The organism is Sulfuriflexus mobilis (assembly GCF_003967195.1).
Classification (GTDB): domain Bacteria; phylum Pseudomonadota; class Gammaproteobacteria; order AKS1; family AKS1; genus Sulfuriflexus; species Sulfuriflexus mobilis.
This window is the reverse complement of sequence record NZ_AP018725.1, coordinates 34,114-60,636: the sequence shown is the minus strand read 5'-3', so window position 1 is coordinate 60,636 and position 26,523 is coordinate 34,114. Positions and strand designations below refer to the sequence as shown.

At 55.1% G+C, this 26,523-nt stretch carries 28 protein-coding genes; 18 read left to right on the top strand and 10 right to left on the bottom strand.

Translation table 11 applies throughout. The features are described 5' to 3' along the window. Positions 1-59: 59 nt before the first annotated feature. Together EL386_RS00275 and EL386_RS00270 are read right to left on the bottom strand one after the other, a co-directional pair. A complete protein-coding gene (locus EL386_RS00275) occupies positions 60-1,412 on the bottom strand; it encodes a sigma-54-dependent transcriptional regulator (protein ID WP_126452139.1) in 1,353 nt (450 codons plus the stop codon). After that, on the bottom strand, positions 1,405-3,336 hold the full coding sequence (locus EL386_RS00270) for a sensor histidine kinase (protein WP_126452137.1): 1,932 nt from the start codon (positions 3,334-3,336) through the stop codon (positions 1,405-1,407). The genes EL386_RS00275 and EL386_RS00270 overlap by 8 nt, the downstream gene beginning before the upstream one ends. Before the next feature lie 133 nt (positions 3,337-3,469). Between EL386_RS00270 and lptM the strand changes: the two genes are divergently transcribed. From lptM to ubiB, 11 genes are all read left to right on the top strand, one after another. After that, positions 3,470-3,598 (top strand): LPS translocon maturation chaperone LptM, encoded by a 129-nt coding sequence (lptM, locus tag EL386_RS00265; RefSeq protein ID WP_126452134.1) that lies wholly within the window; start codon positions 3,470-3,472, stop codon positions 3,596-3,598. A gap of 9 nt (positions 3,599-3,607) precedes the next feature. Continuing rightward, on the top strand, positions 3,608-4,861 hold the full coding sequence (gene lysA, locus EL386_RS00260) for a diaminopimelate decarboxylase (protein ID WP_126452132.1): 1,254 nt from the start codon (positions 3,608-3,610) through the stop codon (positions 4,859-4,861). Between the two features lie 169 nt (positions 4,862-5,030). Next, positions 5,031-5,861, top strand: coding sequence for a diaminopimelate epimerase (gene dapF, locus EL386_RS00255; protein ID WP_126452130.1), 831 nt, complete (start codon positions 5,031-5,033; stop codon positions 5,859-5,861). After that, positions 5,858-6,556 (top strand): DUF484 family protein, encoded by a 699-nt coding sequence (locus EL386_RS00250; RefSeq protein WP_126452128.1) that lies wholly within the window; start codon positions 5,858-5,860, stop codon positions 6,554-6,556. Before dapF ends, EL386_RS00250 begins: the two co-directional genes overlap by 4 nt. Before the next feature lie 12 nt (positions 6,557-6,568). Continuing rightward, on the top strand, positions 6,569-7,474 hold the full coding sequence (xerC, locus tag EL386_RS00245) for a tyrosine recombinase XerC (protein ID WP_126452126.1): 906 nt from the start codon (positions 6,569-6,571) through the stop codon (positions 7,472-7,474). A 112-nt stretch (positions 7,475-7,586) separates the two neighbouring features. Beyond that, a complete protein-coding gene (gene hslV / locus EL386_RS00240) occupies positions 7,587-8,135 on the top strand; it encodes an ATP-dependent protease subunit HslV (RefSeq protein WP_126452124.1) in 549 nt (182 codons plus the stop codon). A gap of 20 nt (positions 8,136-8,155) precedes the next feature. Further along, on the top strand, positions 8,156-9,490 hold the full coding sequence (hslU, locus tag EL386_RS00235) for an ATP-dependent protease ATPase subunit HslU (RefSeq protein WP_126452122.1): 1,335 nt from the start codon (positions 8,156-8,158) through the stop codon (positions 9,488-9,490). A gap of 50 nt (positions 9,491-9,540) precedes the next feature. Further along, positions 9,541-9,927: a gamma-butyrobetaine hydroxylase family protein gene (locus EL386_RS00230; protein ID WP_126452120.1), complete on the top strand. Its 387-nt coding sequence runs from the start codon at positions 9,541-9,543 to the stop codon at positions 9,925-9,927. 28 nt (positions 9,928-9,955) lie between these two features. After that, positions 9,956-10,714: a bifunctional demethylmenaquinone methyltransferase/2-methoxy-6-polyprenyl-1,4-benzoquinol methylase UbiE gene (gene ubiE / locus EL386_RS00225; protein WP_126452118.1), complete on the top strand. Its 759-nt coding sequence runs from the start codon at positions 9,956-9,958 to the stop codon at positions 10,712-10,714. Beyond that, positions 10,711-11,334 carry a ubiquinone biosynthesis accessory factor UbiJ gene (locus tag EL386_RS00220; RefSeq protein ID WP_126452116.1) on the top strand — a complete coding sequence of 208 codons (624 nt, stop codon included), beginning with the start codon at positions 10,711-10,713 and terminating at the stop codon, positions 11,332-11,334. Before ubiE ends, EL386_RS00220 begins: the two co-directional genes overlap by 4 nt. A 13-nt stretch (positions 11,335-11,347) precedes the next feature. After that, positions 11,348-12,970 carry a ubiquinone biosynthesis regulatory protein kinase UbiB gene (gene ubiB, locus EL386_RS00215; protein ID WP_126452114.1) on the top strand — a complete coding sequence of 541 codons (1,623 nt, stop codon included), beginning with the start codon at positions 11,348-11,350 and terminating at the stop codon, positions 12,968-12,970. A 374-nt stretch (positions 12,971-13,344) separates the two neighbouring features. Here ubiB and EL386_RS00210 read toward each other — a convergent pair whose 3' ends face one another. The 5 genes from EL386_RS00210 to gpmI form a co-directional block, all read right to left on the bottom strand. After that, positions 13,345-13,884 carry a DJ-1 family glyoxalase III gene (locus tag EL386_RS00210; RefSeq protein ID WP_126452112.1) on the bottom strand — a complete coding sequence of 180 codons (540 nt, stop codon included), beginning with the start codon at positions 13,882-13,884 and terminating at the stop codon, positions 13,345-13,347. Beyond that, complete coding sequence (locus tag EL386_RS00205; RefSeq protein WP_232020217.1) at positions 13,830-14,603, bottom strand: divergent polysaccharide deacetylase family protein; 774 nt, start codon at positions 14,601-14,603, stop codon at positions 13,830-13,832. Before EL386_RS00205 ends, EL386_RS00210 begins: the two co-directional genes overlap by 55 nt. A 40-nt stretch (positions 14,604-14,643) precedes the next feature. Next, complete coding sequence (locus EL386_RS00200; protein ID WP_126452107.1) at positions 14,644-15,963, bottom strand: S41 family peptidase; 1,320 nt, start codon at positions 15,961-15,963, stop codon at positions 14,644-14,646. Positions 15,964-16,095: 132 nt separating this feature from the next. Next, a complete protein-coding gene (locus EL386_RS00195) occupies positions 16,096-17,286 on the bottom strand; it encodes a murein hydrolase activator EnvC family protein (protein ID WP_126452105.1) in 1,191 nt (396 codons plus the stop codon). Between the two features lie 41 nt (positions 17,287-17,327). After that, positions 17,328-18,878, bottom strand: a complete 1,551-nt coding sequence (gpmI, locus tag EL386_RS00190; RefSeq protein ID WP_126452103.1) for a 2,3-bisphosphoglycerate-independent phosphoglycerate mutase — start codon at positions 18,876-18,878, stop codon at positions 17,328-17,330. 315 nt (positions 18,879-19,193) lie between these two features. On the opposite strand from gpmI, the gene EL386_RS00185 reads away from it, so the two are divergent. From EL386_RS00185 to gpsA, 5 genes are all read left to right on the top strand, one after another. Beyond that, positions 19,194-19,520, top strand: coding sequence for an ArsR/SmtB family transcription factor (locus EL386_RS00185; protein ID WP_126452101.1), 327 nt, complete (start codon positions 19,194-19,196; stop codon positions 19,518-19,520). Between the two features lie 106 nt (positions 19,521-19,626). After that, positions 19,627-20,064, top strand: a complete 438-nt coding sequence (locus EL386_RS00180; protein WP_126452099.1) for a rhodanese-like domain-containing protein — start codon at positions 19,627-19,629, stop codon at positions 20,062-20,064. Positions 20,065-20,125: 61 nt separating this feature from the next. After that, the gene (gene grxC / locus EL386_RS00175) at positions 20,126-20,386 is read left to right on the top strand and encodes a glutaredoxin 3 (protein ID WP_126452097.1); all 261 of its coding nucleotides are present in this window, start codon (positions 20,126-20,128) and stop codon (positions 20,384-20,386) included. A gap of 29 nt (positions 20,387-20,415) precedes the next feature. Further along, a complete protein-coding gene (gene secB, locus EL386_RS00170; RefSeq protein WP_126452095.1) occupies positions 20,416-20,889 on the top strand; it encodes a protein-export chaperone SecB in 474 nt (157 codons plus the stop codon). Between the two features lie 15 nt (positions 20,890-20,904). Next, positions 20,905-21,903, top strand: a complete 999-nt coding sequence (gene gpsA, locus EL386_RS00165; protein WP_126452093.1) for an NAD(P)H-dependent glycerol-3-phosphate dehydrogenase — start codon at positions 20,905-20,907, stop codon at positions 21,901-21,903. Between the two features lie 112 nt (positions 21,904-22,015). On the opposite strand, the gene EL386_RS00160 is transcribed toward gpsA, so the two are convergent. Continuing rightward, on the bottom strand, positions 22,016-22,537 hold the full coding sequence (locus tag EL386_RS00160; RefSeq protein WP_126452091.1) for a rod shape-determining protein: 522 nt from the start codon (positions 22,535-22,537) through the stop codon (positions 22,016-22,018). A gap of 26 nt (positions 22,538-22,563) precedes the next feature. After that, a complete protein-coding gene (locus tag EL386_RS00155) occupies positions 22,564-23,730 on the bottom strand; it encodes a dipeptidase (protein ID WP_126452089.1) in 1,167 nt (388 codons plus the stop codon). 152 nt (positions 23,731-23,882) lie between these two features. Between EL386_RS00155 and EL386_RS00150 the strand changes: the two genes are divergently transcribed. Further along, a complete protein-coding gene (locus EL386_RS00150) occupies positions 23,883-24,854 on the top strand; it encodes a cyclase family protein (protein WP_126452087.1) in 972 nt (323 codons plus the stop codon). A gap of 171 nt (positions 24,855-25,025) precedes the next feature. On the opposite strand, the gene trmL is transcribed toward EL386_RS00150, so the two are convergent. Continuing rightward, a complete protein-coding gene (gene trmL / locus EL386_RS00145) occupies positions 25,026-25,490 on the bottom strand; it encodes a tRNA (uridine(34)/cytosine(34)/5-carboxymethylaminomethyluridine(34)-2'-O)-methyltransferase TrmL (RefSeq protein WP_126457173.1) in 465 nt (154 codons plus the stop codon). A gap of 91 nt (positions 25,491-25,581) precedes the next feature. Here trmL and EL386_RS00140 point away from each other — a divergent pair, with 91 nt between their 5' ends. Then, positions 25,582-26,511, top strand: coding sequence for a dihydroorotate dehydrogenase (locus tag EL386_RS00140; RefSeq protein ID WP_126452085.1), 930 nt, complete (start codon positions 25,582-25,584; stop codon positions 26,509-26,511). The last annotated feature ends 12 nt before the right edge of the window (positions 26,512-26,523 follow it).

Below are 26,523 nucleotides of genomic sequence, written 5' to 3'. Positions count from 1 at the left end.
GTTGCAGATTGCAATATGCAATCCCCGCATTGCAATTTTAGTTTTTCCCGGTCTCTGCTTTACTCACCCACGGCCTGGTATTGTTGCAGGCGCCGCCACAACGTCGACTTGTTGACCCCTAGCGCGGCCGCGGTCTTTTCCCGGTTACCGTCAAACTTATCGAGTAGCTTGAGGATATAACGCTGCTCCAGTTCCTCGAGTGTCGGGTTATCACTATCAATCGCCTCGCCCCGCGGCATGACCGGCAGGCTCTCGAGATGCAACTCCGGGCCATCGGCCAAGGCCACATGACGTTCCACGAGATTACGCAACTCGCGTACATTACCCGGCCAATCGTACTCGCATAACTGTTGCACCGAGGCGGCATCAAAGCCTCTTACCTCACGCTGGAAGCGTTCGGCGAAGTGCTCGACAAAATGCTGGATTAACTCGGGGATATCATCACGCCGTTCACGCAATGACGGTAGGCGCAGTTTCACCACATTGAGGCGGTGATAAAGGTCATGCCGAAAGCGTTGCTGTGCCACCATCTCCTCGAGGTTGCGGTTGGTAGCGACAAGAAAACGCACATCGATTTGAATTGGCTTTACCCCACCGACACGTTGCAGGGTTTGTTCCTGGACTACGCGCATGAGTTTGGTTTGCATGGCGTCGGAAATATTACAGATTTCATCAAGGAACACGGTTCCGCCCGAAGCCATTTCCAGCATACCCGGCTTGCTTTGCGTGGCGCCGGTAAAGGCACCCTTTTCATGGCCAAACAACTCAGACTCGAGCAGGGTGTCTGACAGTGAACCACAGTCAATGACGATAAAGGGTTTTTCCGCATCGCGACTTTGGTAATGGATGGCACGCGCGGCCAGTTCCTTGCCACAGCCCGACTCACCCTCAATGATTACGTTACAACGAATGTCGGCGATTTTTTCAATCAGGGCATAGACATCCTGCATGGCCTGGCTATGGCCGATCATGCCATAACGGTTTTTTTCGTCACTAAGCTGACGTTTGAGTAACAGATTTTCCTGTTCGAGATGATGATGCTGAAGTGTCTTGTTAATCAAGACAAATAATTCATCCATGTCATAGGGCTTTTTAATAAAATCTGTGGCCCCCAGACGCATGGCCTCAATCGCATTATCCACCGTCGAAAATGCTGTGATTATTATCACCGGCGTATCGGCATTCTGTGACTTGACCTCGGCCAGCACTTCCATACCGGTCATGCCCGGCATACGCAGATCGGTAATGATCAGGTCTGCGCCGTGCTCGTTAAAATATTCGATCGCAAAGTCCGGATTCTGAAAGACTTCACAACGGTATGGCGAATCTGCCATAAAGCGTTGCATGAGTTCGCCGGCGCGCACGTCATCATCAATAAAGAGTATCAATGGCCTTTTTTCTTTTTCAGCCATGTTCCACCTCGCAACACTCTATTGGCAGGCGCATGCTTGCTGTCACCCCTTTGTCCAAGTTATTAACAATATCAAGACTACCCCCATGCTGTTCCATGATGCCAAGGCTTATCGATAGACCAAGACCATTACCCTCACCCACCACTTTGCGGGTAAAGAACGGGTCAAAAACTTTTTCCAGATCCTCTTCAGCGATACCGTCACCCTCATCTTTTACGCTTACCACACATTTCTTATCAGAAACCTCTGTCTCGATTATAATTTTCGCACCTCTTTCGCTGGCCTGTATAGCGTTTAATAGCAGATTAATCAGCACCTGCTGTAACTGTGCACGGTCACCGGTAATATTCAAATCATTTTCACAGTCTATATACAGATTAATATGTTGTGATCTGGCCTGCTGCTGAACCAGGGACACGGTATTTTTCAGCCATTCCCGAATACTGAAACATGAAAATTGCGGTGGCACCTGGCGGGCAAAGTTGAGCACGCCCTTGACGATCTCCGAGGCGCGAAGTGTTTCATCACGCAGGGATTCGATATCCTGATGCAAACCCGGATCCTTATCTTTATTGTCGCGTTCAAGTAATTTACTAATCGTCAAAATGTTATTCAGCGGATTATTCAGCTCATGTCCAATGCCCGCCGCCATCTGCCCAATACTCGCCAGCTTGGCCTGTTGCAACATAATATGTTGTGCCTGATCACGATCTGCAGCGGCACGATCAAGTGTGTCGGCCATATAATTAAATGATTCTGCCAGCTGCTGCACTTCATCACTACCCGTTTGCCGACTACGTGCCTTGTTATCACCGTTAGCATAATTCTTTAAGGTTTGTGCAAGCCGGGTAATCGGCCTCGCGATCCGCCCCGCTGTTATGCCGGCCAGCCACAAGCTCACCAGCACGCCGATAAAGGCAAAAGTTGCAATCGCAATACGAAAACGATCAAAGGGTGCGCTAATCGCCTGGCTGTCGATGCGCAAGGCCACAACCCAGTGCACCAGCAGGTCCGGGTAGGGCAAGTACTCGATGTAATAGATTTCTTCCTGCCCCTGGCTGGTCTTGATTCTGCCATAGGGAAACTCCTGTACCGCATCATAAAGCTGGCCGGCAAACAGATCCTGCAGGCGACGTTGCTGTGACTTTACGTCAACAAATCGTAACTTAGCTGCATCGTCATAAAGGATCACACCATTACGGTCCCGATCCTCGGGATTGATCTCCGCGATCATTAACTGACCTTTATTGGGTCGTGGTGCCAGGTCAAGTATGCGATCAATCTGGTCACCAAGTATGTTCACCACGACATAACCAAGAAACTCGCCATCACGGGCAATCGGCATGATGTAATCAAGCATCGGCAGGCTACCGTCCTCTTCCTGTTCGAGTCGTGATTGGGTTAACAAGGTGACGCCGATCTCGTTATTCGGTAATGTATAAAGCCGTTCCAGGTATTCCTCATCATCGATCTCTTCCTCTGCGAGGGGAAAGCTCTCGATACCATCGAACAGTGCCGGACTACGCTGACCGTAGCGCACCTTAACCAGGGTATTGGCCTGCGAATCGAGGATGCGCAGGGTATGTAGTGAAGGCACGATCTGCTGAAAGGTTTCGAGAAAACCGTTGATCTGTTCCGTGCGGGCAAAGAACTCGGCGTGCAAGCGCCCCTCGTTGGCATCGTGCATAACCGGCAGGTACTGTTCAAAGACCGGTGCATTCACCAGGGCGCGGAAGGTCTCACGCTCATAGACCAGGCGACGGTCGATCTCGGCGATGATCGTGTTCAGGCTGCCGTTCAGCCCGGCCTCGACCTCCTGCCGGTAGCGTTGCTCGCTGTAATAGGTCGCGGCAAAGACCAGCAAGGTCATCGGCAGGAGGATGGCCAGGGCGACACGCAGGAATATATGGGTCCTTAACTGCAAACTGCACCTTTTATCTGTTGGCTGAGGTCATTCTCGTCGACAGGACCCCAATATAGCGAAACACGTAGCCGCGTGCGCGAGCCGCGCCGTTTGGTATACTCCCGCACAAGTCACCTTTATATGGTATCGCGTAATGAATAACAAAAGACTCGGCCGACTTGTTTTTGCCCTACTGCTCAGCCTGCCACTGCTCACGGCCTGTGGCCAAAAGGGCGATTTATATCTGCCTGTGGCCAAGCAGACGCAACACACCCAGGCCTGATCGACGTCCATGACTGACTTTTTTGCCTATGCAGACAAGGTGCTGCACGCCGAGGCTGTTTCGCTGGAGGCGGTCGCCGCGCAGTGTGGCACCCCGTGTTATGTCTACTCGCGCGCGGCCATCGAGAGCCAGTGGCGCGCCTTTGATGCGGCCTTTGCCGGGCGCGCCCACCTGGTCTGCTACGCGGTCAAGGCCAACTCTAACCTCGCGGTGCTGAACATCCTCGCCCGCCTTGGCTCGGGCTTTGACATCGTCTCGGTCGGCGAGCTTGAGCGTGTACTCGCCGCTGGCGGTGATGCCTCCCGCGTGGTCTTCTCCGGCGTCGGCAAGCGCCCGGACGAGATCGCCCGTGCACTCGAGGTGGGTATTCGCTGTTTCAATGTCGAATCCGAAGCAGAACTGGAGCGTATCAACCAGGTTGCCGGGCGAGTCGGCAAGACCGCGCCCGTCTCGCTACGCGTCAACCCGGACATCGATGCCGGCACGCACCCGTATATTTCCACCGGCCTGAAAGAGAACAAGTTCGGTATTCCCATTGAAAAGGCCGCCGATGCCTATGCCCGTGCCGCCGAACTGGAACACCTCCAGATCCACGGTATTGACTGCCATATCGGCTCGCAACTGACCGAGCTGTCGCCGTTTGCCGAGGCGCTGGCCCGCACCCTGACGCTGGTCGACACACTCGCCGCAGGTGGCATCAGCCTGCAGCACATCGACATCGGTGGCGGTGTCGGTATTTGTTATGCCAACGAGACCCCGCCGAGCCCGGCTGACTATGCCAGGACGATTACAGAGGTACTCGGCAACCGCCCGCAGGAAATCATTATTGAACCGGGCCGGGCCATTGTCGGCAATGCCGGTGTGCTGCTGACCCGGGTCGAGTTCCTCAAACACGGCGATGAACGTAACTTTGCCATTGTCGATGCGGCCATGAACGACCTGATGCGACCCTCGTTGTATGGTGCCTGGCAGGCTATAGATGCTGTCTGCCCACGGCCGGCACCGATGGCGCAGATGTATGACATCGTCGGCCCGGTCTGTGAGACCGGAGACTTCCTCGGCAAACAGCGTCTGCTGGCCCTGCAGCAAGGCGACCTGCTCGCGGTACGCTCTTCCGGTGCCTATGGCTTTAGCATGAGTTCGAATTACAACTCACGACCGCGCGCCGCCGAGGTCATGATCGATGCCGACAAGGTGCATGTGATCCGTGAGCGAGAAAGCCTCGCCGACCTCACCAGGGGCGAACATCTGTTGCCCGATTAAGACCGGACTAAGAGCAAAATCTATTTGGACCGGATTCACTGGATTAAAAAACGACGTATTTATTTACACTCAAAATATCACGTTAATCCAGTGAATCCTGTCCATTGCATTTTTTTGTTTTATACACAATAGCTTTGCAAAACCGGGCGGGCGCGCTACCCTTGGCAACATGATACTCAACTTCAGCAAAATGCATGGACTGGGTAATGACTTTGTCGTTATCGATGCCATCAACCAGTCTGTATCGCTCGATACGGAACAGGTCCGTCACCTTGCCGATCGCCACCGCGGCATCGGTTGTGACCAGCTATTGATTGTTGAGAGGCCGCAGCAAAGCGACAGCGAATTCTTTTATCGCATCTACAATGCCGATGGCGGCGAGGTAGAACAGTGTGGCAATGGTGCGCGCTGCTTTGCCCGTTTCGTCCGTGACAAGGGGCTAACCGACAACAACACCATTCTCGTCGATACGGCCTCCGGCCGTATCAGCCTGCAGGTCGAGGCCAATGGTGAGGTGACCGTCAACATGGGCCAACCACGCTTTGCACCGGCCGATATCCCCATGCACCATGATACGGTTGAGACCGAGTACAGCCTGAACATTGATGATGAGATAGTCCACTTTTCTGCCGTCTCCATGGGCAACCCGCATGCCGTGCTTTTTGTCGATAATGTCGATAGCGCACCGGTGGCCGAGCTCGGACCACGGCTCGAGGCGCACCCCGATTTTCCCAATCGGGTTAACGTCGGCTTTGCCGAGGTCGTAGACCGTACACATATGCGCCTGCGCGTCTATGAACGCGGCGCCGGAGAAACCGAGGCCTGCGGCAGTGGTGCCTGCGCGGCGATGGTTGTCGCTCGTCAACAGGGGCTGGTTGATGATAAGGTAGCCCTAGCTTTACGCGGCGGCACGCTGCAGATCAGCTGGGCAGGTGACGACAGCCCTGTCTGGATGACCGGCCCCGCCACCCATGTATTTGATGGCCAGATAGAAATATGAGCTCACACCAGGGAAAAGACCTGAATATCGATGGCGCCTCCGAGAAGGATGTGGCCGAATTTTTACAAAAGCACCCACGCTTTTTTGAGAATAACATCAACCTGCTCGCCGAGATGCGCCTGCCACACCCAAGTGGTACCGCCGTCTCCCTGATTGAACGCCAGGTCAATATCCTGCGTGACAATAATCAGAAGCTGGAACAAAAACTCAATAACCTGATCCAAATCGCCCGCGACAACGACAAACTCAATGCCCGCATCCAGAAGATGGCACTGGCCCTGATGGAAACCACCTCGCTCGATGAGGTTTTCTATGCCGTACAAGATAGCTTGCGCAGTGAATTCCTCGCCGACAGCGTTGTCCTGCGCCTGTTCAACTCGCCAGAACAGGCCAGTGACGTCAATGATGTTGCGTTTATCACTCGTGACGAGATGCTCGAGCAATTATTCAGCAAGTTCTTCCGCCAGAAGAAGCCGCTCTGTGGCGCGCTCGATGAGGCCCAGGCTCGCTTCCTGTTTGTCGATGCCGCCACGGATATCGCCTCGGCGGCGCTGGTGCCGGTATGCGACAAGGAATGCTTCGGTCTGCTCGCCATCGGCAGTTATGACGAGCAACGCTTTAATCCGGCAATGGGCACGGTTTTCCTGAGTCACATTGGTGATATGGTCGGCCGCACCCTGCGCCCCCATCTGTAAGCGGACGTCAACATGCCAGAGACCAAAACAGACTGGCTGACAAAATTCTTTAGCCACCTTGAGCTCGAACGGCGTCTTTCTCCACAGACAGTTATTAATTACCGTCGCGACCTGCGGCGCGTCTGCGCCTTTTGCGAGGCACGGCACATCCAGCACTGGCCGCAACTGGATATCCATCAGGTCCGGGCGCTGGTGGCACAGCTGCACCGCGAGGGCCTGCATGGACGCAGTATCGCACGCCTGCTGTCTTCGCTAAGAAGCCTGTTCCGTTACCTGTTGCGCGAGGAACAGGTCACACACAACCCGGCCGAGGGGGTCAGCGCCCCCAAGGTCAAACGCAGCCTGCCCAAGGTACTGGATGCCGACCAGGTCAATCGCCTGCTCGAGATCAAGGCCAAAGACCCCTTGTCGATCCGGGATCGTGCCATCATGGAACTCATGTACTCCTCCGGCCTGCGCCTCTCTGAACTGGCCGGTCTCGACCTGAACGATATCGATTACGCCGACGCACTGGTGCGCGTCACCGGCAAGGGCGCAAAGACCCGCGTGTTGCCTGTCGGTCGTCTTGCCATAAAGGCCCTCAAGGACTGGCTTGGGCGGCGCGACGGACTGGCTAAGGCGGATGAGCAGGCCCTGTTTGTCAGCCGCAACGGGACACGCCTGTCCGGGCGTGGTATCGAACAGCGCATGCAGCAGTGGGGACTGAAACAGGGGCTCGATGTCCGCGTCCACCCGCACCGCCTGCGTCATTCCTTTGCCAGCCACCTGCTCGAATCGAGCGGCGACCTGCGTGCGGTACAGGAGCTACTCGGTCACGCCGATATCGGCACCACCCAGATCTATACCCACCTCGATTTCCAGCACCTCGCCAAGGTCTACGATGCCGCTCACCCGCGGGCCAAGCGCAAGCGTCCCTGAACCCTTTTGCGGTACAGGGTTACTCCCTGATTCGCTTGAAAAAATCCATACCCGGCCCCATCTCGTGTACAATCGACCACCCTTTTTTGCAATTCATTTAAGGAATACAGTCTTGAAACAGTTTGACGGCACAACGATCCTCTCCGTGCGCCGCAACGGCAAAGTCGCCGTGGGCGGTGATGGCCAGGTCTCCATGGGCGACACGGTCATGAAGGGCAATGCCCGCAAGGTCCGCCGCCTCTATAACGACCAGGTCATTGCCGGTTTCGCCGGCGGTACCGCCGACGCCTTTACCCTCTTTGAGCGTTTCGAGGCCGAACTGGAAAAACACTCCGGTAACCTGACCCGTGCCGCCGTGGAACTGGCCAAACAATGGCGTACCGACAACATGCTGCGCCGCCTCGAGGCCCTGCTTGTGGTCGCCGACAAGGAGACCTCGCTGATCATCTCCGGCAACGGTGATGTCATCGAGCCGGAAAACAACATCATGGCCATCGGCTCCGGCGGCCCCTTTGCCCAGGCCGCGGCCCGCGCCCTGTTGCAGAATACCGAGCTCGAGGCTCGCGAGGTGGTCGAAAAGGGCCTGAAGATCGCCGCCGAGATCTGCGTTTACACCAACGACAACCTGACCATTGAAGAACTGAACGGCGCGGCCAAATAAGTCGCGTCGCCGATAGCACTATGCCTGATACCACTCAATCCATGACCCCGCGCGAGATCGTGCAGGAACTCGACAAGCACATCATCGGCCAGGCCGCCGCCAAACGCGCCGTAGCCATTGCCCTGCGCAACCGCTGGCGCCGCATGCAGGTTGAAGACAGCCTGCGCAACGAGATCACGCCGAAGAACATCCTCATGATCGGCCCGACCGGGGTCGGCAAGACCGAGATCGCCCGCCGCCTTGCCAAACTGGCGAATGCACCGTTTATGAAGGTTGAAGCGACCAAATTCACCGAAGTCGGCTATGTTGGACGCGATGTGGAGTCGATTATCCGCGATCTTGCAGACCTCGCAATGAAAATGTTCCGTGAGCAGGAAACCCACAAGGTCCGTCATCGAGCCGAGGACGCCGCCGAGGACAAGATCCTCGACCTATTGCTGCCACCCCCGCGCGGTATTGATGACGCCGAAAAGGACACTAACGAGACCCGGCAGAAATTCCGCAAGATGCTGCGCGAGGGCAAACTCGATGACAAAGAAGTCGAGATTGAGACCCGCGCCAGCAGTGTCGGCGTCGAGATCATGGCCCCGCCCGGCATGGAGGAAATGACCTCGCAGCTGCAGGACATGTTCCAGAACATGGGCAACACGCGTACCAAGACCAAGAAACTCGCCGTGTCTGACGCCCTCAAGATCCTCATCGAGGAAGAGGCCGCACGGCTGGTCGATGAAGACAGCCTCAAGGCCCGTGCCATGGAGGCGGTCGAGCAAAACGGCATCGTGTTCCTCGATGAAATGGACAAGATCGCCAAACGCGGCCACAGCAGCAGCCCGGATGTCTCCCGCGAGGGTGTGCAACGCGACCTGCTGCCCCTGGTCGAAGGCTGCACCGTCTCCACCAAGTACGGCATGGTCAAGACCGACCACATCCTGTTTATCGCCTCGGGTGCCTTCCACCTGACCAAGCCCTCCGACCTGATCCCGGAATTGCAGGGCCGCCTGCCGATCCGTGTCGAACTCGACTCCCTCGGCGCTGAAGAATTCGTGCGCATCCTTACCGAACCGGATGCCTCGCTCACTGAGCAGTACATCGCCCTGATGCAGACCGAGTCGGTGACGCTGCATTTCACCGACGACGGCATCGCGCGTATCGCCGAGATGGCCTTCCAGGTCAACGAAACCACCGAGAACATCGGTGCCCGCCGCCTGCACACGGTCATGGAGCGCCTGCTGGAAACCATCTCCTTCGAGGCCTGCGACAAGCCTGGCGAAAGCATCACCATTGATGGTGGCTATGTCGACGAACACCTTGGTGAACTGGCCGGTGACGAAGACATGAGCCGTTATATACTCTAAATACACTCTCGGGGTGAAAGTAGTCGCCCGGGTCCAACGAGGTAAGTACCATGTCAAAAAAACCTATACCCACAGAGATTAAACTTAACAAACAGGCACGTATGCTCGAGCTGACCTTCGACGATGGCAAGCACTTTGAACTCAGCTGCGAATTCCTGCGTGTAAACTCCCCGTCCGCCGAGGTACAGGGACATGGCCCCGGTGAGGGCGTGTTGCAGGTTGGTAAGGAAGGCGTCAACATCGAGGCCATCGAGCCGGTTGGCAGTTATGCCGTGCTGCTGCGTTTCGATGACGGCCACGATACCGGGATTTATGCCTGGGATACCCTGTATAATTTCGGCATGAACCGTGATGCCATGTGGGAAGACTACCTGCAACGCCTGAAGGCGGCTGGCCGTTCACGACGCGACCTGGCGAAAGACCTGAGTAATATTTAACACCCGCCAACCATAACAGGGGCACGACATGAGCAACGAACAACAGGGTCCTACCACGCACTTCGGTTTCGAGACCGTCGACCGCAAGGACAAGCAAAACCGTGTTCGTGGCGTATTCGATTCAGTCGCCAGCCGTTATGACATCATGAACGATGTCATGTCTTTCGGTGTGCACCGCCTCTGGAAACGTTTTACCGTCGAGGTCAGCGCGTTACGTCCGGGCCAGCAGGTGCTGGACCTCGCCGGGGGTACCGGTGACCTGACCGCACTCATGGCCAGGCGTGTCGGCCAAAAGGGCCGCGTGGTCATCAGCGACATCAATGGCAGCATGCTCGGTGTCGGTCGTGAACGCCTTATCGATGAGGGTATCGTCGGTAATGTCGAATACGTGCAGGCCAATGCCGAACTGCTGCCCTTTCCGGACAATTATTTTGACTGCGTGACCATCGGTTTCGGCCTGCGCAATGTCACCGACAAGGACAAGGCCCTGCGCGCCATGCAGCGTGTTCTCAAGCCGGGTGGCAAGTTACTCATCCTTGAGTTCTCCAAACCCACCCTGCCCCTGCTGTCCAAGGCCTATGACCTGTACTCCTTCAAGCTCTTGCCGATGATGGGTAAACTCATCACCGATGACGCCGACAGTTATCGTTACCTCGCCGAGTCCATTCGCATGCACCCCGATCAGGAGACCCTGCTCGGCATGATGCAGCAGGCCGGCCTTGAACGCTGCGAGTATTACAATCTGACCGGCGGTGTGGTCGCCCTGCACAAGGGTTATAAACTGTGAGAGCGCCGGTGCCGCTGGTGTCGGCACTCGATGTAGCACTGAATCGTGTGCTGCAACTCGACCCGCAGGCCGCACAACGCATTCATGCCCTCGAGGGCAAACTCCTGGCCCTGCACATCCGTGGCCCAAACCTGACCGTGTACCTGTTACCGGTCGATGGCCGCCTGCAGGTACACGCCTTTGCCGAGGGCCATGTGGATACGACCATCTCCGCGACCCCGCTTGGTCTGGCCCGCCTTGCCCTGCAAACAGAGGCGAGTGATGCGATGTTTAAGGGTGAGGTGAAGATTGTCGGTGACGTGGAGTTCGGTCAGTCCATTCAGGAACTGCTCGGCGCTATCGATATCGACTGGGAAGAACTGCTGTCAAAGCTTGTCGGCGATGTCGCCGCCCACCAGGTTGGGCGCGGAGTACGTGGGCTGATCAACTGGGGCGAACAGGCCGCCGACAGCCTGCAACAAGACCTCGCCGAGCTGTTACAACACGAGATGCGCATACTGCCGCAACGCGTCGACGTTGAACAATTCCTTGATGAGGTCGATATGCTACGCGCCGACTTTGAACGTTTTGAATTGCGTCTTGCTCGTTTCGAGCAACGTATGAATAATAACAACGCCTGAGCGACCACGAATAATGTTTGGACCGAGACAACTGCTACGTCTGGCACATATCAACTTTGTCCTGACCCGGCATGGCCTTGATGAACTGGTATTCGCCACGCACCTGCTGCGACCGCTACGCTTTTTGTATATTTTTGCGCCGTGGACCTGGTTCCGACGCATCAGGGCCTCGCGCGGTGAGCGTATCCGTCGCACCCTCGAAGACCTCGGCCCGATCTTCGTCAAGTTCGGCCAGATCCTCTCGACGCGTCGCGACCTGTTGCCCGATGATATCGCCGATGAACTCGCGCAACTGCAAGACAATGTGCCCGCCTTCCCCGGTGCCGAGGCGCGCCGCATTATCGAAAAGGCGCTCGGTGAGAGCACCGACACGTTGTTTACCGAGTTTGATGAAACCCCGCTGGCCTCGGCCTCGATTGCCCAGGTGCATACCGCCACCCTGCCCGGCGGCAAGCGCGTTATCGTCAAGGTGCTGCGCCCCGGCATAGAAAAGGTCATCCGCCGCGACCTGTCCCTGTTGCATACACTGGCGCGCCTCGCCGAGTCTTACTGGGCCGATGGTCGCCGTCTGCGGCCACGCGAAGTGGTCAGCGATTACGAACACACTATCCTCGATGAACTCGACCTGATGCGCGAGGCCGCCAATGCCTCGCAGTTGCGCCGCAACTTTAGTGGCTCGAACAAATTGTATGTCCCCGAAGTCTACTGGCCACTGGCACGGCGTAACGTGCTGGTCATGGAACGCATACACGGTACCGTGGTCAGCGACATCGCCACGCTGCGTGCCAAGGGCATCGACCTGAAGGAGCTCTCCGAGCGCGGCGTCGAGATCTTTTTCACCCAGGTATTCCGCCACAACTTCTTCCACGCCGATATGCACCCGGGAAATATCTTTGTCGAAGACAGCGGCCGTTATATCGCCGTTGACTTCGGTATCATGGGTACCCTCAACCCCGATGACCAGCGTTACCTGGCAGAAAACTTCCTTGCCTTTTTCAACCGCGACTATGCCCGCGTCGCCGAGTTACATGTTGAGTCCGGCTGGATACCGCGCACTACCCGCGTCGACGAATTTGAGGCCGCGATCCGTTCCGTGTGTGAACCGATCTTTGAACGGCCATTAAAGGAAATCTCATTTGGTAATCTATTGCTGCGTCTGTTCCAGACCGCGCGTCGCTTCGACATGCCGATCCAGCCACAACTGGTGCTGCTACAGAAGACCCTGTTGAACATCGAGGGCCTCGGTCGCCAGCTCTACCCTGACCTCGACCTGTGGACCACGGCCAAGCCTTTCCTCGAACGCTGGATGAATGAACACGTCGGCTGGCGTGGCCTTGCCAAATCCCTGCGTCGTAACGCACCGCTGATGGCGGAAAAGTTGCCGGAGCTACCGCTGCTCCTGCACGAGGTACTGGACAAGGCACGCGACGGCAAACTCGAGATCGAGTGGAAGTCTGAAGAACTGGTAAAATTGCGTCAGGAGATGCGTCAGAACAATCGCCGCACCGTTGCAGGTATCAGTGGTGCCGCACTGATCATCGTCGCCGCGATCCTGTTTCAGTCCAATGAACCATTAGTGAGTTATGTCAGTGCCGGACTTGGTGCCGCAATATTACTCATAACCTGGTCGAAATAGATGATTTGCTGATCGTAAATAAAGCTACTATGCCATTATGATCTACACAGCCAGGTTTTGCTTTCTGGTAATAAACGCAAAGCGCGCAAAGACGCAGAGGTCGCAAAGAAAATATTAAAAAACACTATCGATCCGGAGAACAGGCTCGATAGTGTTTATTCGCCTGTATGCCTTTAACTAAAAACCTTTGCATCCTTTGCGTCTTTGCGACCTCTGCATTACTAACTATGAAATTTAAATGAGCTGTTTACTTCAATATTGGTAATCAATCATCCATCCATCAACATTTCGCAAGCCGTTCTCGGCCAGTCACTCCTCACTCCGGGCTGCCTGCCCTCTCGTGACATTCGTACACCCATTTACAAATCATCAAGTTATCTAACCAGCCCCGCCTCTACCTCATCGCATTTCGCCTTACCCACCAGTACTTCTATAAGTTTGAGGGCAAAGTCCATCGCCGTGCCGGGGCCGCGCGAGGTAATGACCTTGCCATCCTGCACCACCGCCTCGGCCTCGGCGGCCCTGCCCAGTGCATCGAGCACACCCGGGTAGGCGGTGGCCTTTTTATTCTCCAGCACACCGCTGCTGACCAGGACCTTCGGCGCGGCGCAGATCGCGGCAATATATTTATCCTTTGTCGCCATCGCCTTTACCAGGGACTGGATACGCGGATCCTTGTCGAGGTGATCGGCACCGGGCAGGCCACCAGGCAGGACGAGCATATCGAATTCCTGTTGCAGTGCACTATCAAGATCGGTATCGGGGATCAGTACCGTGCCGCGACTGGCACGCACGGGCTGGTCGTCGAGTCCGGCCGAGATGACCTCGATGCCGGCACGGCGTAACAGGTCAATAATGGTTACGGCTTCGAGCTCTTCGCAACCTTGTGCAAGGGGGACGAGGACAGTTGCCATGAGGGTGGCTCCTGTTTTTTACGTTGAATGAGTTCAGCCACGGAGACCAGGTCAATGCCGTGTGTATCCAGCTGTTGCAGGCGCTGTTCCAGTACTTTCATTGTCTCGGGATAAGGATGGCCAATGGCCAGGGCCATGCCCTGCGTCTGGGCGATCTTTAGCAGGCGTGCAAACTGCTTCTCAACAAATTCAGCACCCGGTTCGGCATCGAGAAAGATGTCGCGATCCAGGTTTGGAATACTGTTCTCTGCCGCGACACTCTGCGCGACACTGCCAAGGGTTGTGCGACTATCGACAAAAAACAAATCACCGTGGCGGTTCATCTCCTGCATCAGCCAGAGCATGTGACCGGGGTGACGTGTCAGCAGGCTGCCCATGTGGTTATTAATACCCTGCACGTGTGGCACCGCAGCCAGGTCTTCTTGCAAAGTGCTGATAAATTGTTTTTCGGTCATGTGCAGGGTCAGGCTGCCGGGACCCATGGCATGGCCATGCAGGGATTCCATCGGCGCATGCAGCATGACTTCCTTGTTCAGGCTATGAGCCTTACCTGCAAGGGCCTTTGTATAGGGGGCATAAGGCAGGAAGGCGCAGGCAATAGCACCAGGCAGGTCTACCGCGCGTTCATCTTTGGTATTGTTACCAAGGTCATCAATAATGATGGCGATGGCCGGTCGCTGCGCAAAGGCAAGGCCGCTGCAGAGTAACAACCCGGCCATTGCCAGCATTTTTCCCCGTCGCTTCACCTGAAGGCCGACCCTAGCGACCCATACGGGTATGCATGATGTTTATACCCTTGAGCAGGTTAAGCGCCTCGTAGAGCTGGTAGTCTTCACTGGCCAGATTCTTCTTGTCTTCCTTGTCCGTTTTCTCCTTGTCGGCCGTCTTTTTCTTACCATTGCCATTTTCCAGGTGGCCACTCAAATCGGCCTCCTTGATGCGATCAAGGGCGGGCTTGTCGGCATTACTCACACTCAGGCGTTCGGTCTCAATATCCGGAACGATGCCCTCGGCCTGAATCGAACGACCATTCGGCGTAAAGTAACGTGCGGTAGTCAGCTTCACGGCGGTACCGTTGTTCATCGGTAAAATTGTCTGTACCGAACCTTTACCAAAGCTGCGCGTACCCATGATCACGGCACGTTTGTGATCCTGCAGGGCACCTGCGACGATCTCCGACGCCGATGCCGAACCACCGTTAATCAGCACCACAATCGGTGCACCCTTGAGCAGGTCGCCCGGGGTAGCGTGGAACTTGTTATCCGAGTCTTCGGTACGGCCTTCGGTGTAAACAATCAGCCCCTTGTCGATAAAGGCATCCGAGACACGTACCGCGGCGTTCAGTACCCCACCCGGGTTGTTGCGCAGGTCAAGCACGATACCCTTGAGGGTTTTGTTTTCATTTTTCAGCTTGCTGATCGCCTTGGCGAGACTATCGCCGGTGCGGCTCTGGAACTGGGTGATGCGGATATAGCCATAGCCCTTGTCCAGGGTTCTGAATTTCACACTCTTGACGCGGATAATGGCGCGGGTGATGTTGAACTTGATCGGTTTCTCGGCACCCTCGCGCACTACGGTCAGCTCAATGCTGGTGCCGACATCGCCACGCATGATCTTCACGGCCTCGGTCAGGGTCATGCCCTTCACGGATTTCTCATTCAGGCGAATAATCAGGTCGCCGGCCTGCATGCCGGCACGTTGTGCAGGGGTATCATCAATCGGTGCCACGACCTTTACAAAACCGTCTTCCATGCTGATCTCGATTCCAAGACCGCCGAACTGGCCGGTGGTGCCAACTTGTAGCTCGGTAAAAGCCTCTTCGTTGAGGTAGGCGGAATGTGGATCAAGATTTGTCAGCATACCGCTGATGGCCGATTCGATCAGGTCCTTGTCAGTCCTGGCCTCGACATAGTCATTCTTGATCTTCTCGAAGACCTCGGTGAATACGCGCAGGTCATCCAGCGGCAGTGGCCCCGGTGCCTCGCTACGCTCTGCCAGACCGCTACGGCCAATGGCCAACGATACCCCCAACATCAACCCAACGGTCAGTACTAAAAAGTTACGAATGAGCGCGTTCATCCACTGCTCCATGCAATTAAGGCCTCAAAGCCTAAGTATTTTCTAAAATCCGGCCATATACAAGCACCGATCCTGTGAACTCTATAAAAGGCACCGGAAAAGGCACCGGTAAATAACCCCGGTTCCCGGGTCCTAGCGACGTTTGCACCAGTGCAAGGGGTCGGTGGGCTTGCCATTGGCGCGGATCTCGAAATACAGTCCCGTGCGCTTTTGTCCACCACTACTGCCGACTGCGGCCACCACGTCCCCGGCCTCGACCCAGTCCCCGGTTTCCACATACAGGCTCTCATTATGACCATATAAGGACATATAGCCATCACCGTGGTCGACGATCACCATGAGGCCAAAACCGCGTAGCCAATCGGCAAAGGCGACCCGGCCATGCGAGATCGTCTTCACGTCGGCGCCTTGTTTGGCACGGATCATCACACCCTGCCAGCGAAAGCCCCCGGCCTTGCGGTGTGAGCCAAAATTGGCAGTGATCGTCCCCCGTACCGGCAGGCGCAGGCGTCCGCGCTGGCTTTTAAAGCGTTGGCGCTGCCCGGCATTGGCCGGGACATCGGCCAGCGCCTCACGCAGGCCCTGCATAAGTTGCTCAAGCTGCTTGGCGTCGGCGCGGTAGAGCTGCAGCTTTTCCTCTCGGGTCTTTATCTGCTTGTCCAGCTTGACCAGCACCCGGGTGCGTTCAATACGGCTCTTTTCCAGTTTTTTCTTTTGCGCAAGCTGCTCCTCACGGGTCCGTTGCAGGCGCGCCGTCTGATCCTGAATGTGTGCCTCAATCCTTTCCAGCTTGAGCACCGCCGTGTCAATGGCGCCGATCTTGGCGGTACGGGCCCGGTTCAGGTAATCATAATAGACAAGGGTGCGACCGATCACCGACGGGTCTTTCTGATTCAGCAGCAACTTCATGTATTCCTGGCGCCCCATGGCATAGGCCGTCCGAATTTGTCCGGCGAGCACCCGGCGCTGGCGTGCCAGGTCAGTCCACAGGGACTGACGCTCGCCCTGCAGGTCTTTCATACGTTGTTTTTGCTGTCTGAGCTTGCGATCGATGATATCGATCTGGCGAATCAGCCCGCCTATGGCCTTTTCCGCATGGCGTAGCTGGCTGCCCAACTTGCCGTGTTTGCTACGGTCACGATCCAGTGTCCCCTGCATTTCACTAATGGTTTTTTTCAGCTTGACCAGTCTGTCACGCTGGCGCTGGGCCTCGATCTGCTCCTGCTCGTCACTCTCGGCCCGGGCGTCGGACGGCAAACCGGCGGCAAGGCCCAGCAGTAGCAAGGCGCTAAGGGGTAGGAATTTTCTGCCTGGACTCTGCACGGCGCTAGCATGCCACGAGCAGACCTGCCGCGTCACGCCGTTCAGGCGTCTGCGGCGTCGCGGTCGGCATCGAGGGTCAGCAATAACGGCCCGCTCATCTCCTCTGGCCGCGGCAAACCCATTAAATAAAGCATGGTCGGCGCAATATCGGACAGTGCCCCGTGGTTTATATCAAAGCTGGCCGGACGACCGACGTAAATCAGCGGTATTGGGTTGGTCGTGTGCGCGGTGTGTGGTTGACCGGTTTCCTTGTTTCGCATCAGCTCGGCATTGCCATGGTCCGCGGTGATAAACATCTCGCCGCCCACCTTGTCCAGGGCATTTTTGACACGCCCGAGGCAGGCATCCAGGGCCTCGATAGCCTTGGTCGTGGCCTCAAGTTTACCGGTGTGGCCGACCATATCGGGGTTGGCATAGTTGCAGATGATCGCGTCGTAATTGCCGTTTTCGATGGCGTCGACGAGCTTGTCTGTCAGTTCCGGGGCTGACATCTCTGGCTGTAGGTCATAGGTGGCGACATTCGGTGAATTGACCAGGATGCGGTCTTCACCCTCGAACGGGTCCTCTTCACCACCATTAAAGAAGAAGGTGACGTGGGCATATTTCTCGGTCTCGGCGATACGCAGCTGGCGCAGACCCAGGCTTGAGATATAGGCGCCGAAGACATTCTTCAGGCGCTCGGGCGGGAAGGCCACAGGCACGTTAAAGTCTTCCTTGTACTCGGTCAGGCTGACGTAAGAACCCAGCTTGAGTGTTTTTTCGCGCTTAAAACCGTCAAAATCCTCTTCGATAAAGGGGCGCGTGATCTGGCGGGCGCGGTCCGAGCGGAAGTTCATGAAGACAACCACATCGCCGTCTTCGACCTGTACCGGCGTGCCGCCCTTCGGGACAATCGCCGTGGCCTTTACAAATTCATCGGTCTCTTCACGGGCATAGGCCATCTCGAGCGCCTCGCTGGCTGTGGCCGCCGTGAACTCACCCTTACCCTCTGTGATCAGGTCGTAGGCCGCCTGGATACGTGGCCAACGGTGGTCACGGTCCATCGAGTAGTAGCGGCCAATCACCGAGGCAAAACAGCCATTAGCGAGCTCGTCGAATACCGCCTGCATGGCCTTGATGGAACCCTCTGCACTCTTCGGCGCGGTATCACGACCATCGAGGAAGGCGTGCAGGTAGACCCGCTTCGCGCCGCGCTCCACGGCCAGGCGCACCATGGCCTGGATATGTTCTTCGTGGCTGTGTACACCACCGGGCGAGAGCAGGCCAAGGATATGCACGGCCTTGTCGTTCTCAATCGCCACGTCGACGGCGTCGGTCAGGGTCTGATTCTTGAAGAAGGATCCGGTCTTGATGGCGCGCGAAACGCGGGTAAATTCCTGATACACCACGCGCCCGGCACCCAGGTTCAGGTGGCCGACCTCGGAATTGCCCATCTGATCGGCGGGCAAGCCGACCTCGGCCCCCGAGCCACGGATCGTCGTGTGCGGGTAATCGTTCCAGAGCTTATCCCAGACGGGCTTCTTGGCCGCCGCGATCGCGTTGGCCTCCGGGTCTTCGCTATACCCCCAGCCATCCAGAATAATGAGCATCATTGGTTTAGGAATCAATGACTTATTTCCATTTGTTGGTTGCTAAATGGTGACACATTTGTTCCTCTTTCGTCTTAGACTAAGTCTAACTCGAAAGCGGGAAAGACGTCATCCTCAAAAGGGCGCGTAGTGTAACACAAGCGCCTCCGGCCGTGCGGCACGCCCCGTGCCGTACGTTTGCACTTCCTTTAAAAACGGTACATTATTGTATAACCTTTTTATTATATATGAACATATAGAAACTACGTGCGCCTTGCATTTCCTTGGGGCAAACATGGAAGTCCGGCGCTGGCCGGTTAATTTATACAGGTAGTCAGTATGAATACAGTTACAGTTATAGATACCTTGCTTATATCTCGTGATGAAGACATCGATCGCGCCTCGCGTTCACTCAAGGCCATGTCTCACCCGCTGCGACTAAAGATCCTCTGCACCCTCGGTGCACGAGAAATCAGCGTACAGGACATTGTCGAAAATGTCGGCACCTCGCAGAGTAATATCTCTCAACATCTGGCGATATTACGCGACAAGGGCATTCTCGCTTCGCGCAAAGATGCCAACCGCGTGTTTTATCGTGTGGGTGATGAACGTACCCTGCGCCTGATAGGCATGATGCGTGAAGTCTTTTGTAACCCTAGTAGCTAATCCAGGGACGGTACATTTACAATCTGTAACATAGGTGAGCGACTGTTCTGATCGTTCTCATCATACCTTTTTTTCAGCACGACTTCTGACTCTCAAGACAAATACTATGCAACAATTCATCGAATTCGCCACTAACCACTGGGATCTATTTCTTGCCCTGCTGATTATTCTGCTCATGCTCTCGGGCACAAACCTGATAAGTGTCATTCGCGGTATTAAACAGATCAGTCCCGCTGAGGCGACACAACTGATTAACCACCAGGGTGGTATCGTCATTGATGTACGAGAAGATAAAGAATTCGCTGAAGGACATATCATCAACTCACTACACATACCGATGGGCAGTGTGCAACAACGCATTGCTGAAATAGAAAAATACAAACAAAAGCCGGTTATCGTTAGTTGCCGCAGTGGCGCACGTTCCGGTACCGTATGCGGCTGGTTGCGCAAACATAACTTTGAAAACGTTTCCAACCTCAAAGGCGGCGTGATGGCCTGGCAAAATGCCAGTTTGCCCCTGAGTAAAAATGGCCGTAAAAAATAGTCGTAAAAATAAGCGTAATAAATAACCTAACCATTATCACTTTTATCTGAGTCAAATATCTATGCCCCATGTTACTGTTTACTGCACTGCTGCATGCCCCTATTGTGTACGCGCCCTGAAGTTACTCGCCAATAAGGGCGTCGAAGTCGAAGAGATCCGCGTTGATCAATTTCCCGAGCGACGCACTGAAATGGAAGCCCGCGCCAATGGTCGCAGCAGCGTACCGCAAATATTTATTGATGATATTCACGTTGGCGGTTTTGATGACCTCTCGGAACTGGATATTGATGACGAACTCGATCCCATGCTGGGCCTGAATTAACGACCACCGAATTAAAAACGGAAGCCATCATGAGCGAAGAAAACACAAACGCAACACCTGAACAGGTCTTTGTTATCCAGAAGGTCTATACCAAGGATATTTCATTCGAGACACCGAATACGCCCGAGATCTTCCGTGAAGATAACTGGCAACCCAACATCAATCTGCAACTACAAAGCCGTTCCAAATCACTCGATGAGCATGTCTTTGAAATCGTCTTGATGGTAACGGTCACGGCTAAAGTCGATGATGACACTACCGCCTATCTCGCCGAAGTTCAGCAGGCAGGTATTTTCCGTGTTGCCGGCTTTGGGGATGAAGAAATGTCCTACATGCTGGGCAGCTATTGTTCCAATATCCTCTTCCCGTTTGCCCGTGAGGTTATATCCGATCTGGTAACCCGCGGCGGCTTCCCACAGCTACTGTTGTCACCGGTTAACTTCGATGCCCTGTTTGCCCAGCAGCAGGAACAGGAATCGGCAAGCAGCGAAACCCTGCAATAAGCGGCGGTGACCATCATGGATGCCAACAGCGTCAGTATCTTCGGTGCCGGTTCATGGGGCACCGCGCTGGCTATCCTGTTATCCAAAAACCAGCGCCCCGCCGTGCTTTGGGGACATAACCCCGAACACCAGGCGGCACTGGCCGCCTCGCGATGCAATGAGGGCTATCTGCCGGGTATCCCGTTTCCTGACAGCCTGCAGATAGAGCCTGATACCCAGGCCGCCGTTGCCGCTTCGGAAACCCTGCTTATCGTTGTCCCCAGCCACGTGTTTCGCGACACCCTGAAACAGATTCAACCCTTCCTGCAAAAAGGCCAGCGTGTTGCCTGGGCGACCAAGGGCCTTGAAACCGACACCCACCAGTTGCTCCACGCAATTGCCGAAGAAGAGTTGGGCCAGCACTATCCGCTTGCCGTGGTATCGGGCCCGACCTTTGCCCGTGAGGTTGCCATGGGCCTGCCTACCGCCGTCACCGTCTCTTCCAAGGATAGCGACTTTGCCGAACAGCTTGCCGCGCGCCTGCACACCGAAACCTTCCGGGCCTATACCGGTACGGATGTGGTCGGTGTTGAGATCGGCGGTGCGGTAAAAAACGTGCTTGCCATCGCCGCCGGCATCGCCGATGGCCTGGGTTTTGGCGCCAATACCCGTGCGGCACTGATCACACGTGGCCTGGCCGAAATGTCGCGCCTGGGCCATCGCCTCGGTGCCGAGGCCGAAACCTTTATGGGACTGGCAGGCCTCGGTGACCTGGTCCTGACCTGTACCGATGATCAGTCCCGCAATCGCCGCTTTGGCAAGGCCCTTGCCGCCGGCAACAGTGCCGAACAGGCCTACATCGATATTGGTCAGGTTGTTGAAGGTGCCAAGACGGCAAAAGTTCTGCATGATTTAGCGGCGTCACTGGCTGTCGATATGCCCATCAGCGAGCAAGTCTACCAGGTTATCTATGCAGGCCATGACCCGCATCGGGCCGTGCGGGATTTACTGCATCGGGCGCAGAAGGCAGAGTAAAACGGACTGACCATGGCGGTCAGATGTACTTATGCCGTGTGAGCCATGGACGCCTGGGAACGGCTTGCTGAGTGATGATTGTTTATGGTTTCGCCAGACATCATTGATGTATTTAAAAACTACTGCCCCTATTTATCGTTGATTCTTTATCCATAGCTTTTATTGCCTCGTAATTAAATCCATGAATTGGCAACGGAGAGCCTTGATAAATAACCACGTCCCGGGCGCCCGCACCAAGGGCGAGCTCTCTGAAAGCGCGTTCTTCGATCAGGGTAAGTCCACCTTCCGTTTTTTCCATTGGGTGAATAACCACAGCTGGTGCCAATATGAATATTTTTCCACCTGTTAATAGCTTGAAAATATGCTGAAGCAGCTTCTCAGCAACATGAAAGTCTGAAAATAAAACTCTTGGGTGAGAAAAGGGATTAATTACTTCAATATTTTTCCCCATTAGCAACGCTGCTTTATTACCCACAGCATTTACAGCTTTCTTATCTTTATTGACTGTTTCGATCGCTACCAATGGTGCTTCATCGTATATCTTACCTGTCTCAATATTGGTAACCTTGATGCGTTTTTCCCATATTTGCACATACATCGTAGTGCCGAAGCTATTTATAAATCTTTTAATCATCCGTAACCCTTAAAAAATATTTAGCCTCACGCAGCAGGCAGGGCCGTACCCAAAAGACGAAAAAAATTCCCGCCCATAATCTTGCTGACCTCTACTTCACTAAAGCCATGTCGTAGCAAGGCATCGGTCAGATACGGCAGGCCGGTGACATCAATGGGCGTGCTCACAGAACCATCAAAGTCCGAACCCAACGAGACAGCATCAATCCCGGCAACCTTCACCGCATAGTCGATGGCGCGCACGATAGACTCGACGTCGCTGCCACATGTTGCACTTGGCCAGTAACCGATACCTATAACGCCGCCGGTGGCAGCAATCTGGCGTAATTGCGTATCGGATAAATTCCGACTTTTATTACAGGTTCCGGCCACGCCGGTATGGCTGACAATCAGCGGGTACCGGCTTATGCTGACAACGTCAGCAAAGAGTTTTTCAGAACTGTGCGCCAAATCAATAAGCATGCCCAGGGACTGCATTCTGGCAATGGCTTGTTTACCAAACGGCGTTAGCCCGCCTTTGCGTTCACCATGTGCCGAACCGCCTACTTCGTTATCAAAAAAGTGTGTCAGCCCGACCAGACGGATACCGCGCGCATAAAACGCATCAATCAAATCCAAAGAGCCTTCCAGTGCATGCGCGCCTTCGATACTGAGGAGCCCGGCCAACATCTCGGGCTGCTGTTGGCGGCGTGACAAAAACTCGGCCAGATCACCTTGATTTCGAATAAGCATAAACTGCTTATCAGGGTCTGCGGCCAGTGCTGTCAGGCGTGAACTCATGTAATACACGCGCTCATGCAGGCTAAACCAGGTCTTCAATGGCCATCGCTGGGCCATGGCCAGCCAGGTGATGTCATCCGAATCATCCGCATTCTCATGCAGATTAAGCCCGTGCGGGGTTTTGCTGACGATAGAAAAAACCTGTAAGGCCGCGCCACCGCGCCGCATGCGGGGCAAATCAAGATGGCCGTAGGTTGATGAACTGGCTAAGTCACGGTCCCAAAGCAACGAGTCAGCATGCAGGTCTGCAACCAGCAGGGATTTATGCAGCCGCTTGGCGGCGGCGGTGATTTCCGGCAAGGGCCCGGCTGTTACCCGGTTATGCCGCTGTTCAACATATCGGGGTAACACCGCGACAACGCCGACAAGCACGATAATGGTGATGGCTAGAATGTATTGTTTTTTTGATATCATATTTTCAATACTATCATCATGGAATCTAGATTGATGGCCGAAGGCTTAATATTTCTAGGCGATTCCCACGTATTTCATATACCCACACCGCCGCTTCTCAGGTATCGTTGTGATGGAAATAAACTATCTATCAGCAACAAGGGATTGATGTTATGTTCAATACCGCTCTGCATACTGTATCCGCTACTCTCCTGGTTGTGTCTTTTTTTACCGGTCTTGCCAATGCATCAGATAATGACGATAGAGAAAATAAAGCCTGGATTCACTCTATAAGCACCGCACAGACATTTGATTTATCCCACACCTGGGATGAAAACTCCCCTGTCGCCTCTGTAAACCCACCCTTTTCCATGTCATTAAATGCTACGCATGAATCAACACGTGGCATATTTGGTGACGGCGGCCAATTGTCTTTTACTTCAGAAATCATGCAATGGAGTGGTCAGCATGGCGCACCGAGCATTGATGCCATCGGTCATATTGGCCGTGACGGCCACCTCTTCGGTGCCGTTGATGCCGCCGCGGCAACCAGTGACCTCAGAGGCCTGGGGCGAAGTGGTATCGGTGCAGAGCTGGACATTGATCATTTTCCTCGCGACTTACTGGCAAACCGAGCGGTCCTGCTGGATGTAGCGAGATTTATTAATAATGATGACACGCCATTGGCCGCCGACTTTGAGATCACCGCCGCACACCTTGAACAGACCGCCAAAGCGCAAAAAGTTCGTATCAAGCCCGGTGATACCGTCTTCATTCGTACCGGATGGGGACAATATTTTCGTGACAACCCACAGCTGTATCTCGCAGATGAGGCCGCAGGGCTGGGGGTTGGTGCGGCACAGTATCTGGTTGATAAAGGTGCACGGGTCGTGGGTAATGATACGCTGACGTTTGAAAAACGTCCGCCGCTAATATTTGAACCGCGGTTTCAGGTCTTCCCTGTCCACATGCTGCTGCTTGCTGATCATGGCATTTATATTATTGAAAATCTTTTACTTGAAGAGCTCGCCGCTGAGAAGGTCTATACGTTTATTGCCGTTGTGCCGCCCTTAAAAATTCGTGGTGGAACCGGCTCAGCGCTGCGTGTGTTTGCATTGGCCGCAGAGGATAAATCCGATCACTGACACAAATTGATCAGGCGGGATCAAGGACATAGATACTACCTGTATCTATGTCCTGGGCCTCTCTTGTTTTCGTAATAAACAAAGCACTTTCGCCTGCAGTAGACATTTTCACTATCTCCGCGATGGGCGTAAACCGTTAATCCCGTACCTCTTATCGACTCATTTACTTTATCAAACACTGCCTGGAAAATGATTTTGTCGCCAGGCCTCGTAGGCGATCACCGCCACGGTGTTGGACAGATTCAGGCTGCGCGAGCCGGGCTGCATGGGCACGCGCAGGCAGTGCTCCTTGGGCAAACTATCCAGCACCGCTTGTGGCAGGCCACGTGTCTCGGGGCCAAATAACAGGGCATCACCTTCTATATAGTTAATCTCGGCGTAGTTTTGCGTGCCTTTTGTCGAGCAGGCCAGCAGGCGTCTGGGTTTTATCTGCTCGATAAAATGTTCCAGACTTTCATGCTCGGTGACGGTGGCCATGTCACGGTAATCCAGCCCGGCACGGCGGACACTCTTTTCATTCAAATCAAAACCCAGCGGGTGGATCAGGTGCAGGCGCATGCCCGTGTTCGCGCACAGGCGCATGACGTTGCCGGTGTTCGGTGGGATCTCGGGTTCAAAAAGGACGATATGAAACATAGCGCTATAGTACATGGATGATCACGTTGCATTCCTCGATCAGCGATCATAATTCATCAATTTAGCTTTTATCTGCTATACAATAAGCCCCATGAATCCACTCGCTATCGACTTTTGTGGTCTGAAACTCAATACCCCCATTATGCTGCTCTCCGGCTGTGTCGGCTTTGGGCACGAATATACCCGCGTCGAGGGCTTTTCCCATGCCGATGTCGGTGGGGTCTGCCTGAAGGGCACCACCCTCGAGCCGCGCCTCGGTAATGCGCCGCACCGCGTCTACGAGACCCCGGCCGGCATGCTCAACGCCATTGGCCTGCAAAACCCGGGCGCCCGCTACGTGGTCGACGAGATCCTGCCGACACTGGATTTCTCGGAGACCCGCTATATCGCCAATATCTCCGGCTCCAGTGTCGAGGAATATGCCGAGGTGGCGAAGATCTTCGACGACTCCGCCATCGACGCCATGGAGATCAACATCTCCTGCCCGAATGTGAAGGAAGGCGGCGTCGCCTTTGGCAACGACCCGGATATGTCGGCGCGTGTGGTCGAGGCCTGCCGCGCCAATACCTCCAAACCACTTATCACCAAGTTATCGCCCAATCAGACCGATATCGCCGAAAATGCCCGACGTTGTATCGAGGCGGGTACCGATGGCCTGGCCGTGATCAACACCCTGATGGGCATGGCCATCGATATCGAACAGCGTCGGCCGGTGATCGGTAACAACCAGGGCGGCCTGTCGGGCCCGGCCATCAAACCCGTGGCCCTGCTCAAGGTGCACCAGGTCTACCAGGCGACCAAGGGGCACAATATCCCCATCATCGGCCAGGGCGGCATCACCACCGCCGAGGATGCGCTAGAGTTCCTCATCGCCGGGGCGACCACGGTCGGGGTCGGCACGGCGCTGTTTTACGAGCCGTTGGCCTGCCAGACTATCAATCATGGCATACTCGACTATCTTCAAAGGCACGGCCTTAATTCTGTGGGGGAACTGGTCGGCAGCCTGAGTTTGAACGGGTAGATACCCGCGGGT

Excerpts from the sequence above, each read along its gene's own strand:
- gpmI (WP_126452103.1), bottom strand. The coding sequence starts at position 18,878 with ATGATGCTCATTATTCTGGATGGCTGGGGGTATAGCGAAGACCCGGAG.
- xerC (WP_126452126.1), top strand. The coding sequence starts at position 6,569 with ATGCCAGAGACCAAAACAGACTGGCTGACAAAATTCTTTAGCCACCTT.
- grxC (WP_126452097.1), top strand. The coding sequence starts at position 20,126 with ATGCCCCATGTTACTGTTTACTGCACTGCTGCATGCCCCTATTGTGTA.
- trmL (WP_126457173.1), bottom strand. The coding sequence starts at position 25,490 with ATGTTTCATATCGTCCTTTTTGAACCCGAGATCCCACCGAACACCGGC.
- EL386_RS00200 (WP_126452107.1), bottom strand. The coding sequence starts at position 15,963 with ATGAACGCGCTCATTCGTAACTTTTTAGTACTGACCGTTGGGTTGATG.
- EL386_RS00185 (WP_126452101.1), top strand. The coding sequence starts at position 19,194 with ATGAATACAGTTACAGTTATAGATACCTTGCTTATATCTCGTGATGAA.
- EL386_RS00205 (WP_232020217.1), bottom strand. The coding sequence starts at position 14,603 with ATGGCCGGGTTGTTACTCTGCAGCGGCCTTGCCTTTGCGCAGCGACCG.
- lptM (WP_126452134.1), top strand. The coding sequence starts at position 3,470 with ATGAATAACAAAAGACTCGGCCGACTTGTTTTTGCCCTACTGCTCAGC.
- EL386_RS00150 (WP_126452087.1), top strand. The coding sequence starts at position 23,883 with ATGTTCAATACCGCTCTGCATACTGTATCCGCTACTCTCCTGGTTGTG.
- gpsA (WP_126452093.1), top strand. The coding sequence starts at position 20,905 with ATGGATGCCAACAGCGTCAGTATCTTCGGTGCCGGTTCATGGGGCACC.
- EL386_RS00155 (WP_126452089.1), bottom strand. The coding sequence starts at position 23,730 with ATGATATCAAAAAAACAATACATTCTAGCCATCACCATTATCGTGCTT.
- EL386_RS00180 (WP_126452099.1), top strand. The coding sequence starts at position 19,627 with ATGCAACAATTCATCGAATTCGCCACTAACCACTGGGATCTATTTCTT.
- ubiE (WP_126452118.1), top strand. The coding sequence starts at position 9,956 with ATGAGCAACGAACAACAGGGTCCTACCACGCACTTCGGTTTCGAGACC.
- dapF (WP_126452130.1), top strand. The coding sequence starts at position 5,031 with ATGATACTCAACTTCAGCAAAATGCATGGACTGGGTAATGACTTTGTC.
- ubiB (WP_126452114.1), top strand. The coding sequence starts at position 11,348 with ATGTTTGGACCGAGACAACTGCTACGTCTGGCACATATCAACTTTGTC.
- EL386_RS00160 (WP_126452091.1), bottom strand. The coding sequence starts at position 22,537 with ATGATTAAAAGATTTATAAATAGCTTCGGCACTACGATGTATGTGCAA.
- EL386_RS00140 (WP_126452085.1), top strand. The coding sequence starts at position 25,582 with ATGAATCCACTCGCTATCGACTTTTGTGGTCTGAAACTCAATACCCCC.
- secB (WP_126452095.1), top strand. The coding sequence starts at position 20,416 with ATGAGCGAAGAAAACACAAACGCAACACCTGAACAGGTCTTTGTTATC.
- EL386_RS00250 (WP_126452128.1), top strand. The coding sequence starts at position 5,858 with ATGAGCTCACACCAGGGAAAAGACCTGAATATCGATGGCGCCTCCGAG.
- lysA (WP_126452132.1), top strand. The coding sequence starts at position 3,608 with ATGACTGACTTTTTTGCCTATGCAGACAAGGTGCTGCACGCCGAGGCT.
- EL386_RS00210 (WP_126452112.1), bottom strand. The coding sequence starts at position 13,884 with ATGGCAACTGTCCTCGTCCCCCTTGCACAAGGTTGCGAAGAGCTCGAA.
- EL386_RS00230 (WP_126452120.1), top strand. The coding sequence starts at position 9,541 with ATGTCAAAAAAACCTATACCCACAGAGATTAAACTTAACAAACAGGCA.
- EL386_RS00275 (WP_126452139.1), bottom strand. The coding sequence starts at position 1,412 with ATGGCTGAAAAAGAAAAAAGGCCATTGATACTCTTTATTGATGATGAC.
- hslU (WP_126452122.1), top strand. The coding sequence starts at position 8,156 with ATGCCTGATACCACTCAATCCATGACCCCGCGCGAGATCGTGCAGGAA.